This is a genomic window from Citrobacter sp. Marseille-Q3906, from assembly GCF_916618775.1.
Taxonomy (GTDB): Bacteria; Pseudomonadota; Gammaproteobacteria; order Enterobacterales; family Enterobacteriaceae; genus Citrobacter; species Citrobacter murliniae.
In genome coordinates, this window is record NZ_CAKAKA010000002.1 from 827,710 (window position 1) to 842,541 (window position 14,832).

Consider the following 14,832-nt stretch of genomic DNA (forward strand, 5'->3'; position numbering starts at 1 on the left):
ACTGCAAAAAAAGAGCGCCAGCGCGTTCCGGTCTCGCATCGGTACGGGAGAGTAGAGCCGGGATTTGTGCTGGCGCATTATCTTCATGACAGCGTGGTGGCTATCCTTTTTGCGCCATCGCGATCAGGCTTTTCGCCACCTCAGTCGGGCAGGCTTGCGCCGCCATTTCCGCCGCCACCTCTTCAGAGGCGGCACGAAGCGCACGATTTTCAAGGAAGGCATTGATCATGGCGCTCGACAGGCCGCCGTCGCCGGGGATGATCCCGCAGCCGCGATCGACTACGGCGCGGGCATTCACTGGGCGATCGGCGCCTTCGCCGAATACGATTTGCGGAATCCCGGTGTGGAGCGCCGTCAGAGTGTTACCAGCGCCGCCATGATGAATAAATCCATCGGCGCCGTTGAGGAAGACACCCATTGGGATCCAGTCGACCAGGCGAACATTTGACGGCAGCGAGCGCAGATCGGATCGCGCATTGGGCGACAGATGCAGGATGATTTCGGCATCGACTTCACTGGCGGAATCCATCACCCAGGAGATCAGGTCAAGACCGTCAACCATCGGTTTGACGGTCCCGAGGCTGACCAGCAGACGTTTACGATCGGGCGTTCTCTCCCACCATTCTTCCCATACCGCGCCGCCGTTGTAGGGGACGTATTGCATAGGAATAACAGGCTCGCCGTCGTTTTGCAGAATGCTCATACTCGGCGGCGTTACGTCGATCCATGCCATATCACGCGGCGCGGCCTCGACCCCGTGTCGGCGATAGGCGTCTGCGAGCGATCGCGTCACGCCTTTGATATGCCAGGGAGTATGGCCGAAGCCGACGGTCTGCATCACGACCGGTATGTTGTATTTGGCGGCAATCAGCGGCCCGACGACCCCAAGTGGAGGGTAGACGATGAGATCGGGTCGCCAGTGTCCGGCGAACTCCACCAGGTGGTCGGCCATCTCTTCGCTGAAGAACGAGAAGTTGCCCATTTTGGTACCGATGTTACTTTCCTTTCGCTGCGCTTCACGGCGGCGATAGTCGGCTTCAGAATCAAAACCGGGAGCGGCGTCAAACACCACCAGCCCAGCCTCTGCCGCTTTCTGGGCGAATTTTCCTCCGCTGGCGATCAACACTTCGTGGCCGTTAACGCGAAAAGCCTGTGCCAGAGACAGCACCGGATACAGCAGCCCATAGAGAGGCGGGCCTACAAACAGAATACGCATGAGAAAATCCTTCTCCGCTTGACGAATTAAATCAGGAAGTCGACGCAGTCATGTGCCAGTCAGCAGGTCGTTAATTTTCGTTAAACCTGCTTTGCCAGATGCTGCGCCATTTTTGAGTTTCTCCAGCGTTACGCACGGCCCTGCCGACGACTATTTCGCAGCAGGCTATTCCGTGACGTACGCTGGAGAATCGGGAACTCCGTGTCCCGACTTCCATTAACGCTTGAGCGCCTTTGTCCTGTTGAATAGTCAAAACAGCGCCGTGCTGCCACGACGCAGTGTTCTGACGCATTTGTGCTGTGTGAGACCGGTCAACAAATCTGGAGATGTCCTTGATTCCTTAGACACACGGTTTGCATCATCCTGACCGAGTCGCCTTCGTTGGTCGGTAAGTGGAAAAAACGTCGTTGTTCAGGCGATGTTTGTTCCCTTACAGCCTCTGTATACCTTGCCAGATAAACTACAAACGCAAATGCTAATGATAATCATTACTAATATCATTTGAAGATTGCAACAATAATTTAGATTATTGATGAAATGGGAAACGCTTATCGGAAAAATCGTAGGTGGGTTTGAGGAGAGGAGACTGGCACGAAGCGCTGACCCGCTGCGGCCTGAGAAGAGGCTGAAGCGGTTACCTGTAACCTCAATGGCTGGTTTCAGGACATGACCTTTCGAGGCATCCGTTATGCAGGTGCAGCGGCATAATAATCTGGGTAGAAAACATCATAGGGTATCGCTAAAGATTTACCGTTGATCGTTTTTTGTATTTATGTAGACAATTGTTGTGATAATTGTTGCGTAATTGATAGTGGCAACCATTACTACTCATGTGAACGACCAGCCATTGGTTGGAAGATAATCATCTGTATCATTCCAACTTTTTCCTGTTGGGGGATTGAATGTTTCTTTACTACATACACTCTTGGTCGATAGCTACTATGCCACGTGAGTTACATCGTGCCGATTGTTGGTACTTGTTAAGACAAGATCTAAATAACTTCACTCTGCTGGGGTCGTTCAAAGACTCTGCGGCAGCACTTAAAAAATCCCATGAAGTAGTAAGCAATAGAGTTATTCAATGCCCGTTTTGCAGCGAATAATGACTACAGCGCGATGGATAAGGCGGGTAAGTCCCGCAAAAAGTAACGGTGACCACATAGCCTGCTCATTGAGTGGGCTTTTTAATGACGGGTTTCTGCTGTAGATGAATAAGCGACTTTATGGCAAAGCTTCGGCAAGTTATGTATGACTCAATCAGGGCGCGTTTCACCCTCTGCATTGATAGTTCTCTCGTAGAATGGAGGTTGTTATTCAGATAAGTGGATGTTAGTTAATAATTATTTATATTCGTTGTTCTGTTCATCTTAGTCGCTATATATCCGAAAAACCAATAATAAAAGGTTACTTAATTTTGCGTCTATACTCACTAAGCCTTACAGATGTTCATATTCATTGATATGTAACATGCCAGTAAGACGTTGAGTGTTTGACTGATTTACCATCAAACTTTTGGCTGAATATCCTCACGAGGGAAATACAACTATGTCATTTGTAAAAACTAAAGATGGTGTAAACATTTTTTATAAAGACTGGGGAGCAAAAGAAGCTCAACCGATAGTATTTCATCATGGCTGGCCATTGAGTGCGGATGACTGGGATAACCAGATGTTATTCTTTCTGAATCAAGGCTATCGTGTTATTGCAATTGATCGTCGTGGCCATGGGCGCTCAGACCAGGTTAGCGAAGGTCATGATATGGACCACTATGCTGCAGACGTTTCTGCCGTTGTGGAGCATCTGGATCTTCGTAACGCTGTGCATGTTGGTCACTCCACTGGAGGCGGTCAGGTGGCTCGATATGTTGCCCAATATGGACAACCGCAAGGGCGTGTCGCGAAAGCCGTGCTGATAAGCGCTGTGCCGCCACTTATGGTAAAAACTGAAGATAACCCTGGTGGGACGCCCGTCAGCGTTTTCGATGAGTTCCGTCAGGCTCTTGCCGCAAATCGCGCTCAGTTCTATCTTGACGTGGCGTCCGGGCCCTTTTATGGGTTCAACCGGGAGGGGGTTGAGGCTTCAGATGGAACCATCCAAAACTGGTGGCGACAGGGCATGATGGGGAGCGCAAAAGCACACTATGAGGGTATTAAAGCATTTTCTGAAACCGATCAGACTGATGATTTGAAATCCATTACGGTGCCTGTTTTGGTCATGCAGGGAGATGATGACCAGGTTGTCCCTTATAAAAATGCCGCACTTTTACAGGATAAATTGCTCGTTAATAGCATTCTGAAAATATATCCGGGTTATCCACATGGTATGCATACCTCTCATGCAGATGTAATTAATAAAGATCTGCTGCAATTTATTCAGTCCTGAAAATGTTCTGAAGCTGGGGTTATTTTTTTTCTCGGCTTCAGAATATGCATGGTATTTTCATGTTGCGCTTTAATTTTTAGCTATGCATGTTATGCACTAATTAGTGCTGAAATTAGTCATCGATTTTGCTATGTTACGTGGCAGATATACGAGTAAATCCTGAAAATAAGAATGCTATCAGCCAAATACGTAATATGAAAATATAAGGAACTGAAATGGCGACAATAAAGGATGTTGCATTGCTGGCGAAAGTCTCAACAGCAACAGTTTCACGTGTTATCAATCAAACCGCATGGGTCGAACCCGTGACGCGTGAGCGTGTGGAAAAGGCCATGCGTGAACTCAATTACCACCGTAATGCCGCAGCGATTGCACTGGCCAAACGTAGTGGTGACATGCTTGGATTATTAACCGGTAATCTTGCTGATCCCTTTTTCGCTCGCCTTGCGCGTGGTGTGGAGGAAGTTTCACGCAAACAGCAATTTCGTCTGATGGTTTGCAGCGGTGGTCATGATGAAGGAATGGAAAAAGCCGGGCTTGATTTTCTAATTAATCAGGGGTGTGAGGCTATTGTGGTGCATGCCAGTAGATTGTCCGAGAAAGAGCTCCTTCGTTATGCGGCTCATTTCCCGGCGATGGTGATCGTGAACCGTTATATTGCCGGGATGGCCAATCGTTGTGTATGGCTTGAAAATTGTAATGCCGCTAAAACAGCAACACTTCATTTACTGGAAAAAGGGCATCGTTGTATTGCCTGTGTGACAACTGATTTGCCGATTATCGATCGCCGCGAGCGTCTGGAAGGATATCGCCAGGCGATGGCTGAATATGGCATTACCCCGGAAAAAAACTGGGTGATTAGCGTACCTTTTAACGAAGAAGGGGGGGAGCGCGCAGCGCATCAGCTTCTTAACTGCAATATACCTTTCACCGCAGCGGTGACGTTTAACGATGTGATGGCAGCGGGTATCATGCGCATCCTTCATCAGAAAGGGATTAATCTGCCACGTCAGCTTTCTATAGTCGGGTTCGATGATGTGGTAATGGCGCGTTATCTCTATCCGGCACTCACAACGATGCACTACCCGGTTGAGCGCATGGCGCGCTGTGCTTCGCAACTGGCGATACAACTTTTCAAGGGCGCAACTCAGCAGCCCAGCATCAACAAGTTCACTGCAGAACTGGTGATCCGGGATTCTGTTCTTCCTCTCCAGGTCAATGACTAAGCCGTCAAGGATTTCAATTGTGATCTGGTTCAGATTTAGTTATCTCATGTAATCGCTTACATGAAGGCGAATGGACGATCACATCAGGGAAAAGGGGGCTCCTCTACTCTTGAGCGACCTTACAGACAGGAGATCCATTTATGAATGCCTCTCAAAATCAGAAAAAAACACTCTCATTTGGTTTAGCGCTGATACCCATTGCAGCCATGCTGCTATTGCTGATCATTGGTTACGGCATCATGGGATTACGCATTGAACCCCTGCTGCTCTGTTCTGCTGCTGTAGCCGCAGGTATTGCATGGTGGCAGGGCTATACCTGGGAAGACATCATCAGTTCGGTGGTTGATAAACTCGCTAAAGCGATGCCGGTCATCATGATTTTGATCTGCGTTGGCGGGCTAATCGGAACATGGATGTTCAGTGGAACCATACCCTATATGGTGTACTGGGGACTTAAATTAATAAGCCCTGAATACATTCTGATCGCCGCATTCTTTTTGACCAGTGTGGTGTCCGTATGTACCGGAACATCATGGGGTTCAGCAGGAACGGTGGGGGTTGCGCTCATGGGCGTAGCTGCGGGACTGGATGTGTCTCTTGCCGCAGCGGCAGGAGCTGTTGTTTCTGGTGCTTACTTTGGCGATAAAATATCGCCTCTGTCTGATTCCACTAACTTTGCTGCGATTGTCGCTGATACGACTCTGTTCGAACATATTCAGCATCTGTTGTGGACAACTATCCCTTGTTTCCTGCTTGCCGCTGTGGTTTATCTGATTGCCGGCCATAGCAGTATGCTCGGTGAGGTCGCTACGCCACAGCGCGTCACCGATATCGTGAACTCCCTTGAGACTTTATATCACTTTAATATCGTTCTGATTTTGCCACCTGTCATTGTTTTATACGGGGCGATTCGCAAGAAACCTGTTATTCCTTTGATGCTGAGCGCATGCGTGCTGGCTCTGATTCTGGGTGTGATGATGCAGGGACTGAGCATCAAGCAAGGACTGGATGCCTTTATTGATGGATTCAAAATCGAGATGTTCCCGACCGGAGCTGAAGGGATCATTGCTGATGTCCCACGCCTACTGAATCGTGGTGGCATGTTCTCAATGATGAGCACTATCCTTCTTGTCTTTTGTGCCTTTTCTTTTGCCGGTGCCTTAACACTGACGGGGGCGCTCAACATCATTATCAACCGATTACTGACGATTATTCATAGTGTTGGTCAACTGATCGCCGCGACCATAGCAACCACTATTCTGGTTACAGGGGCAACCAGCGACGGCAAACTGGCGCTTCTGGTTCCCGCTGAACTGTTCAAAGATGCCTACCGGCGCATGGGGCTGGATACCAAAAACCTTTCAAGGACAATTGAAGACGCAGGAACCGTCATTGAGCCGCTGTTGCCATGGACATCTGCAGGGGTATATATGGCCACTACATTAGGTGTCAGTACGCTGGATTTGCTGCCCTGGGCTGTGCAGTGTTATTCAGCCATCTTTTTTGCTTTGATTTATGGCTTCACTGGAATCGGTATTGCCAGGCTATCCCCCATGCCTGGAAAAGAGAAGACGACTGTGGCTGCAGAATAGGAAGGGACAATAATGGATTTTAATAAGATTATCGATCGCCACAATACAGGCTCGCTGAAATGGGATTTTATTGCGCGCTATTTTGGCGAGGATACAAATGAACTGTTGCCGATGTGGGTTTCTGATTTTGACTTTACCTGCCCGGAAGCTGTTCAGCATGCTTTATCCCAAAGAATTGAACACGGTATTTTCGGTTACAGTGAACGCCCGCAAACGTACTATGATTCCCTCATTTCATGGTTCTCGACACGGCACCAACTGAAGCTGCAGCAAGAATGGATCTGCAGTATTGAAGGCGTGGTTCCTGGGTTATCTTTACTGGTGCAAATGCTGAGTCATCCTGGGGAAGGGGTGGTGGTTCAGGGGCCTTATTATGGTTCATTTTCCAAAATAATATCTCTAAATGGCAGGCGGTTACTGGAGAATCCGTTACATGAGGATGCGGAAACGGGTTACAAAATGGATCTCATTCACCTGGAAATGTTATTCCGTACTGAACGCCCTCCATTGATGATTTTGTGTAATCCTCATAACCCTACCGGGCGTTGTTGGTCTGCCCAGGAACTGGAGCAACTACTCCAGTTGTGTGAGACCTATAATGTCACGTTACTCTCGGATGAAATATGGGCCGATCTGTTACTTCCTGGGGAACGATTCACCTCGGTTTTACATCTGGGAGAACGCTGGCATTCGCGAGTGATATCTGCAACTTCCGCCAGTAAGACGTTTGGTTTATCAACTTTACGCATAGCAAACTTTCTCATCCCGGCCCAGGGATTACGCGAACAATTTTTACGCCGTCTGGATGCTCATGGACTGGATGTTTTCAATGCGCTTTCTATCGAGGCGAGTACTGCAGCCTGGCAACATGGTGCTCGCTGGCTGGACGAGTTACTGGGTTATCTGGCAGAAAATCGCCGATGGTTTGTTACACAGGTTAATGAATATCTCCCATGGGCACGTATTGTCCCCGCCCAGGGTACTTATCTGCTGTGGATAGATTGCAAAGAACTGGGACTGGATGATGAACAGCTCAAATGGGTAATGGTTGATGTTGCAGGCATTGCACCGTCTATGGGCAATGGCTTTGGGTCGGCCGGCAACGGTTTTATCCGCCTGAACCTGGGGTGTCCACGCGCATATCTCGAAAAAGCGCTAGAGGGGTTGAAGCGTATTGCATACATGCCTTCAAAGAAAGGGCATCCCATCCGTTAATCCAGAATGATAATGCTTTTATTCTTCTGCATACCCGTTGAAGTCTTTAACGTAAGGCCTGGCGGGGACTCTCGATATTGAGTCTGTATATACCGGCAAGGGGGAAGATAATCTCCCTTGCCGATAAAGCCCCGTTTTTATTACCCACTGATTTTCACCCTTTAATAGCCTCAGCCGTTGAACTTCGTCGCCCTTAGGCGATAGATACCCGTTTTAATAACAGAAGTTACAGCACCTCGGATGCATTTTCTGATTGCTATTGTGGCTTCATTTTATGAGTTAGTGACGGGTAGAACATTACGAATTTTGATTGTTGGCGGTTGTGGTATTGATTGCTTTTATGGCCTGAGTTTTACGCCACGTCATTTATTGTTTATTAACGTTTGCCCTTACACTTTCTGTTGTTTAGTGGAAAATCTTTTTCATAAAAAATACGTATTGTTTTATTTTCATTGATTTCCATCATTATTGATTCTCTTCATTGTAAAAATTCCATTGTTTTTCACTCCCTCGGAATATGTTACCAGCGCTGAAGCAATCCGCAGGCAGAATATCCTGGTTTGCAGTGTAATTATCTATTAACAATCAGCAGAAAATTCTTATTTTTTACTAGGAAATAGATCTTCGATCTGTAAATTTGATCAAAGATCATATATTGCTCTATTATGCGTATGAAAATGACATGTACGACAAATACTACACAGCAATATAAAGAGGGATGAACTTATGGCTGACAGCTTTCAGAGTGAGGTGCCTAAGGCACGTATCAATTTAAAACTTGATCTGCATACCGGTGGGGCGAGCAAGAAAACTGAGTTGCCGTTGAAATTACTGGTTACGGGTGATTTCAGTAATGGTCAGGAGTCTGCGCCGTTATCCGAGCGCGAAAAAGTGAATGTTACTAAAAATAATTTCGACGCTATTCTTTCCGAATATTCCCCAAAAGTGAATCTTACCGTTAAAAATACGCTTGCCGATGACGGTAGCGAGGACAATATTAAACTGACGTTCCAGAGTATGAAAGATTTCACCCCGGAACAGGTTGCCAGACAAATTCCACAGCTGAAGGCAATGCTTTCTATGCGTAATTTGCTTCGTGATTTAAAAGCCAATCTGCTGGATAACCAGACCTTCCGAAAGGAGCTGGAAAAAATTCTGCTGGACCCCGCGTTAAGCGCAGAACTGCGCAGCGAACTCTCATCCCTGGCACCAAAACAGCCGTAACCATCACAAAGAAATAACGGATTAACCAAGGAATGCTCATGTCTGTACAAAATGAAAAGACTGCTGGTGGCGAAAGCGTTGTACTGGAACGCCCTTTAGCCGGTGGGGTTTATGCGTCTCTGTTTGAAAAAATAAATCTGAATCCGGTCTCTGAATTGAGCGCGTTGGATATCTGGCAAGATTCGCAGGCGATGTCCGATGCCACTGCTGATGAACGTCTGACTGCCGGGATGCAGGTATTTCTGGAGTGTCTGACAAAATCAGGTTCAAAAGTCGAGAAATTAGACAAGAATCTGATCGACCACCATATTGCAGAACTGGATTACCAGATTAGCCGCCAGCTGGATGCGGTGATGCACCATGAAGAGTTTCAGCGAACGGAAAGTACCTGGCGGGGATTAAAGTCGCTGGTGGATAAAACCGATTTTCGCAGGAACGTGAAAATTGAGTTGCTGGATATGTCCAAAGAGGATCTGCGGCAGGACTTTGAAGACAGCCCGGAAATTATTCAGAGTGGACTGTATAAACATACCTACATCGATGAGTATGACACTCCCGGCGGAGAACCGATTGCAGCGCTGATTTCTGCCTATGAGTTTGATGCATCCGCTCAGGACATTGCATTACTGCGTAATATTTCAAAAGTGTCCGCTGCTGCGCATATGCCGTTTATCGGCTCCGCTGGCCCGAAATTCTTCCTTAAAGACTCGATGGAGGAAGTCGCGGCGATTAAAGATATCGGCAACTACTTTGACCGCGCTGAGTACATCAAATGGAAATCTTTCCGCGATACTGATGACTCACGTTACATCGGACTGGTGATGCCGCGTGTACTGGGACGTCTGCCTTATGGCCCGGATACTGTACCGGTACGTAGCTTCAACTACGTGGAAGAAGTTAAAGGCCCGGATCACAACAAATACCTGTGGACCAACGCCTCCTTTGCTTTTGCCGCCAATATGGTGCGCAGTTTCATCAACAACGGATGGTGCGTACAGATCCGTGGCCCGCAGGCCGGTGGTGCGGTTCAGGATCTGCCAATCCATCTGTACGATCTCGGTACCGGTAATCAGGTGAAAATCCCGAGTGAGGTGATGATTCCGGAAACCCGCGAATTTGAATTCGCCAACCTGGGATTCATTCCTCTCAGCTACTACAAGAACCGCGATTATGCGTGTTTCTTCAGCGCAAACTCGACTCAGAAACCGGCGCTGTACGATACCGCAGATGCGACGGCAAACAGCCGCATCAATGCGCGCCTGCCCTATATCTTCCTGTTGTCACGTATTGCCCACTACCTGAAGTTGATCCAGCGAGAAAATATTGGTACCACCAAGGACCGTCGTCTGCTGGAGCTGGAACTCAACACCTGGGTACGTAGCCTGGTCACTGAGATGACCGATCCGGGTGACGAACTGCAGGCGTCACATCCACTGCGTGATGCCAAAGTTGTGGTTGAGGATATCGAAGATAACCCGGGCTTCTTCCGCGTGAAGCTGTACGCCATCCCGCACTTCCAGGTGGAAGGTATGGACGTCAACCTGTCACTGGTTTCCCAGATGCCGAAGGCGAAATCGTAACCTAAGGCAGGAAGCCGATGAAAACGGAACAACCGTTATGGGGCAGGGGCCAGATGGTCTCTCCCCAACACTTCCAGCAACAGGCCGCGTATGCGGCCTGGTCAGTGGAATGCATCGCCCGCCTGGGCCTGGCTCATCCCTGGGGAATGATTAATGCCACTTTTGAACCGGATGCGCTGAAGCTGGGTCGCCTGCAGGCACGTCATCTGCACATCCGTTTCCCGGACGGAACGCTTATCGATACAGACAATGCTGACGCCCTGCCTCCGGCGCTGTCGCTTGAGAGCGAATCGCATGACGTGGTGGTGGAGTTGGCACTCCCGCTGCTGCGGGCGAACGGCGGCAATTGCCTGAAACCCGATGAAGTGGCTGAGCGCCCGGTACGTTTTCGCCAGCGCTGGCGGGATATCCGCAACACTTTTGGGGAAGACACCCGACAGATCGCCGTAATGCAACCGGAACTGACGCTGAGGTTTGCGCATCAGAACAACAGCGATTACCTGACCTGTCCGGTCGCTCGTCTGCAGCAGGACTCTCAGGGGACCTGGGAACTTGATGAGACGTTTCTTCCTCCGCTGCTGACCATTCAGGGCAGCCGCTGGCTGGTGACACAACTGGAACAACTGATGATGCAACTGCGTGCTCGTCTGAGCCGCCTGATGGCCATGCGTCGTGAAAGTAACGAGCGGATGGCTGATTTTGCGGTGGCCGATGTGTCCCTGTTCTGGCTGCTCAATGCCCTGAACAGTGCAGAGCCTGTGCTGGGACAGTTTCAGCGCAATCCGCAAAGTCCGCCTGAACGTCTGTATCCGGAACTCGCTCGTCTGGCGGGTAGCTTGCTGACGTTCTCGCTGGAACATCAGGTGAGTGCCATTCCAGTCTGGCAGCATGAACAACTGAATACCGTTTTCCCGCCGCTGTTTGACTTACTGGGCGATCTGCTTGAAGCCAGTCTGCCATCGCGGGTGGTCTCGCTTGAGCTGGACTATGACGCACGTCTCCACTTCTGGCAGGCCCGTCTGCATGATCCACGTCTGCGCGAAGGGGCTGATTACTACCTCTCCGTGCGCTCACCGATGCCGGTGGCGCAATTGCAGGAGCAGTTCCCACGCCAGTGCAAAGTGGGCAGCCCGGATCATGTCCGGAGCATTGTTAACTCTTCCCGGGTGGGGGTTCCACTGATGCCGTTGCGACATGTCCCGGCTGCCATTCCGTTGCGCCTGGAAAACCAGTATTTCAGCCTTGATGTCTCTCATCCTCTGGCCACAGAAATGCTCCAGAGCGGCACCTGTATGTTTTACGTTCCGGGGATGCTCGGCGAGCCTGAACTTGAACTCTTTGCGGTACTGAGAACATGAGTGAGCGTAAACGCGGCACCGCCGCGTCCATTGATATTGATGCCCTGTTACAGGACACCTGGCTACAGGTGATCAGCCTGCGTCACGGCCCAAAATTCCAGGATGGGGAAGGGCGTAAGCTGTGGGAGCGTTGTATCGCCGATGTCGAGCGAGTGCAGCGTGAGCTAAAAGCGAGCGAACTCGATGAGATCAGTTGCCAGCATATTCTCACCGCGCAGTGTGCGCTGCTTGATGAAGCAGTCAAAGGTCGCGGTGTAGACGACGATGCCTGTGTGCAGTGGTATGACATTCCCCTGCAGGGACATTTTCTGGGCACGATGGATGCCGGTGACACTTTATGTGACCGGATGCGCGATGTGCTGCGCGAAACGGCACCCGAGCATGTCGTTGTGACCTGCTTCCAGCGAATAATGATGCTGGGATTCCTCGGCAGTTTCCGCTCATTAAATGATCCTGAGCGCCAGAAACTCGTCAGCGCACTCAATGAGCATGTCAGGCCCTTCAGCTATCCACAAAACCATCCTGTTCTGGCGGAAAGTCGTTCCGGGTCAGGGATAGGCGACTGGCTGTCGTCGTGGCCTGTGCGTATTGGCCTGAGTGTGATTGTGGTCGCGGCCTTGTGGTGGGGGCTGAGTCACTGGCTCGATCAGATGCTTCTGACGCTGTTGCCGGGAGCCGTGAAATGAGTCCTGCACAACAGCGTGGACTTGCGTTGTGGGCCGCTCTGCTAAGTACGGTGGTCAGCCTGAGCTTTCTGCCCGTTTCCCGGCTGGTTTCTGTTCTCGTTTTGCTGGCTGCTCTGGGGCTTATTGCCGCACTCTGGTACGTCGCGAGCCGTCGTGCTGAACACGATATTACGCTGCGCCTGGATGACCTCCCGGAAGCCACATACCACCAGCCTGTCGTACTGGTCTGTGGCGATCTGCCGCTGACCTGGCCGCATCTTTCACAGGTGCTGACTGTCACGCAGGGCTGCTGGATCCGTGTAGAGGATTTTCAGGATCTGGAGCAGGTTGCCCGCCAGGTGCTTTGGCTGCGACCGGACTGGGGCCGACAGTTGTCGGTGATGGTCAGTGTCTGTCCGCAGAAACACGCTGACAGCGAAGCGTTGACCAGTCGTCTGCTGGCTCTGCGTTGGCAAATAAGCCAGTTGCGTAAGGAGACCGGGCATTCTGTGCCACTGGTTCTGAATGGTCAGGTCGGCAGTGCGATGACAAGTGACATGCTCTGGCAAGCGGCGATCCCTGGCGAAGGCGTGAGGGTCTGGCGTGAATCTACCGCGCCCTGTTCAATTGCCGCGTGGGTCACCACTGGCGGAGCACCTGCGATGCAACAGCAAGTGCTGATGAACAGCCTGATGAGCTGGTTTCATCAGCATGTCAAAGCGGTTTTTATGGATGAGAATCCTGATGTTCCAGCCATTGCGCCCACGGCGGTGCTGTGGGGGATGGGACCTATTCTTGCTGGTAGCCTGGCGTCTTCGGCGTGGACCGCGTGGTTGTCCCGTCACACCGCTATGCAGCATGTGGCTGGCTGGCAACCGGTAGGAACTGACAGTACGGTGATAGCGCCGTTTCCGGATTTCGTTCTGCCTTTGTTGCCGGAAGGACGGGGCTTAACCCCGCGGGGGCGAACCTGGCGCTGTGCGCTCGGGATCTTTACCCTGGCCGCTATTGCGGCGCTGCTCAGCAGCGGCTGGAACAATCGTCAATTGCTGCACCGCGTGAGCTTCGATATTGCTCGTTATTACCGTATCCCGATGGATGATTACGGTCTGAAAGCCGACGCCGTCGCGGTTCTGCGTGAGGATGCCGCACAACTGGATGACTGGACTCGTAATGGTGTACCGGCCCGGATGGGGCTGGGGTTGTATCAGGGTGAACGCCTGCGCCTTACGGTGCTGGATGCTATCCGCTCTTACGTTCCGCCTCCGCCGCCGCCCAAACCTCAGCCGAAGCCAAAACCTGCACCGAAAATTGTGCGCCTCGACAGTATGTCGCTGTTCGACTCCGGCAAGTTCGTACTGAAGGCAGGCTCCACCAAAATGCTGATTAACTCCCTGGTGGGCATCAAAGCCAAACCGGGCTGGCTGATCGTCGTCGCCGGACACACTGACAATACCGGCAACCCACAACTGAACCAGACGCTTTCACAGAAACGTGCCGAAGCGGTACGCGACTGGATGCGTGACACCGGTGACGTGCCGGAAAGCTGTTTTGCGGTCCAGGGTTATGGCGCAAGCCGTCCTGTCGCAACTAATGACACGCCGGAAGGGCGCACGCTCAACCGCCGTGTCGAAATCAGTCTGGTCCCGCAGGCCAATGCCTGCCGGATACCAGGCAAACACCCGGCGCCATCGCAGGATGATGGCGCATCACAATTAAATGGAGAGTAATTCCATGGCAATTCCTGTTTATCTTTGGCTGAAGGACGACGGCGGCGCGGACATCAAAGGGTCTGTGGACGTTCAGGATCGTGAAGGCAGCATCGAAGTGGTGGCACAGGAGCATAACCTGTATATCCCGACCGACAACAATACCGGCAAGCTGACTGGCACCCGTATTCACACGCCGTTCTTGTTTACCAAGGAAATCGACTCCTCCAGCCCGTACCTGTACAAAGCGGTGACTACTGGCCAGACCCTGAAATCTGCGGAATTCAAGTGGTACAAGATCAACGACGCGGGCCAGGAAGTGGAGTACTTCAACACCAAACTTGAAAACGTGAAAGTGGTGAAAGTGAATCCGGTGATGCACGACATCAAGGATCCTTCTTACGAGAAGCACAACCACCTCGAAGCCATTGAGTTGCGTTACGAGAAAATCACCTGGACCTACAAAGACGGCAACATCATTCATTCCGATTCATGGAATGAGCGCGCCACCGCGTAAGTTACTCGTCATATTTCGCGCTGTAGCGGCGTTGGCGGCGTTCATGCACCCCGGTCACTTACTTATGTAAGCTCCCGGGGCTGCACTCGCTTGCCGCCTTGCTACGGCACGAACTATTTACAGTAACAGCCTGACGGGCAGCCCATTC

At 50.9% G+C, this 14,832-nt stretch carries 11 protein-coding genes; 10 read left to right on the forward strand and 1 reads right to left on the reverse strand.

All coding sequences use genetic code 11. The features are described 5' to 3' along the window. Positions 1 to 100: 100 nt before the first annotated feature. Positions 101 to 1,216, reverse strand: a complete 1,116-nt coding sequence (iroB, locus tag LG384_RS08130) for a salmochelin biosynthesis C-glycosyltransferase IroB (protein ID WP_045441427.1) — start codon at positions 1,214 to 1,216, stop codon at positions 101 to 103. 1,545 nt (positions 1,217 to 2,761) lie between these two features. Here iroB and LG384_RS08135 point away from each other — a divergent pair. From LG384_RS08135 to hcp, 10 genes are all read left to right on the forward strand, one after another. Beyond that, entirely contained in the window at positions 2,762 to 3,598 is an 837-nt protein-coding gene (locus LG384_RS08135; RefSeq protein ID WP_045441428.1) for an alpha/beta fold hydrolase, read from the forward strand. 215 nt (positions 3,599 to 3,813) lie between these two features. Beyond that, on the forward strand, positions 3,814 to 4,824 hold the full coding sequence (locus LG384_RS08140; protein ID WP_048221711.1) for a LacI family DNA-binding transcriptional regulator: 1,011 nt from the start codon (positions 3,814 to 3,816) through the stop codon (positions 4,822 to 4,824). 140 nt (positions 4,825 to 4,964) lie between these two features. Next, positions 4,965 to 6,416: a Na+/H+ antiporter NhaC gene (gene nhaC / locus LG384_RS08145; RefSeq protein WP_045441430.1), complete on the forward strand. Its 1,452-nt coding sequence runs from the start codon at positions 4,965 to 4,967 to the stop codon at positions 6,414 to 6,416. Between the two features lie 12 nt (positions 6,417 to 6,428). Next, entirely contained in the window at positions 6,429 to 7,631 is a 1,203-nt protein-coding gene (locus LG384_RS08150; protein WP_045441431.1) for a MalY/PatB family protein, read from the forward strand. 726 nt (positions 7,632 to 8,357) lie between these two features. Beyond that, positions 8,358 to 8,855: a type VI secretion system contractile sheath small subunit gene (gene tssB / locus LG384_RS08155; RefSeq protein ID WP_045441433.1), complete on the forward strand. Its 498-nt coding sequence runs from the start codon at positions 8,358 to 8,360 to the stop codon at positions 8,853 to 8,855. Between the two features lie 32 nt (positions 8,856 to 8,887). Beyond that, entirely contained in the window at positions 8,888 to 10,435 is a 1,548-nt protein-coding gene (gene tssC, locus LG384_RS08160; protein WP_045441434.1) for a type VI secretion system contractile sheath large subunit, read from the forward strand. A gap of 17 nt (positions 10,436 to 10,452) precedes the next feature. Continuing rightward, positions 10,453 to 11,793 carry a type VI secretion system baseplate subunit TssK gene (tssK, locus tag LG384_RS08165; RefSeq protein ID WP_045441435.1) on the forward strand — a complete coding sequence of 447 codons (1,341 nt, stop codon included), beginning with the start codon at positions 10,453 to 10,455 and terminating at the stop codon, positions 11,791 to 11,793. Next, entirely contained in the window at positions 11,790 to 12,479 is a 690-nt protein-coding gene (gene tssL / locus LG384_RS08170; RefSeq protein WP_200012021.1) for a type VI secretion system protein TssL, short form, read from the forward strand. The genes tssK and tssL overlap by 4 nt, the downstream gene beginning before the upstream one ends. Next, positions 12,476 to 14,188, forward strand: a complete 1,713-nt coding sequence (locus tag LG384_RS08175; protein WP_225760730.1) for an OmpA family protein — start codon at positions 12,476 to 12,478, stop codon at positions 14,186 to 14,188. The genes tssL and LG384_RS08175 overlap by 4 nt, the downstream gene beginning before the upstream one ends. 4 nt (positions 14,189 to 14,192) lie before the next feature. Further along, positions 14,193 to 14,684, forward strand: a complete 492-nt coding sequence (hcp, locus tag LG384_RS08180; protein WP_045441440.1) for a type VI secretion system effector Hcp — start codon at positions 14,193 to 14,195, stop codon at positions 14,682 to 14,684. Positions 14,685 to 14,832: the final 148 nt, after the last annotated feature.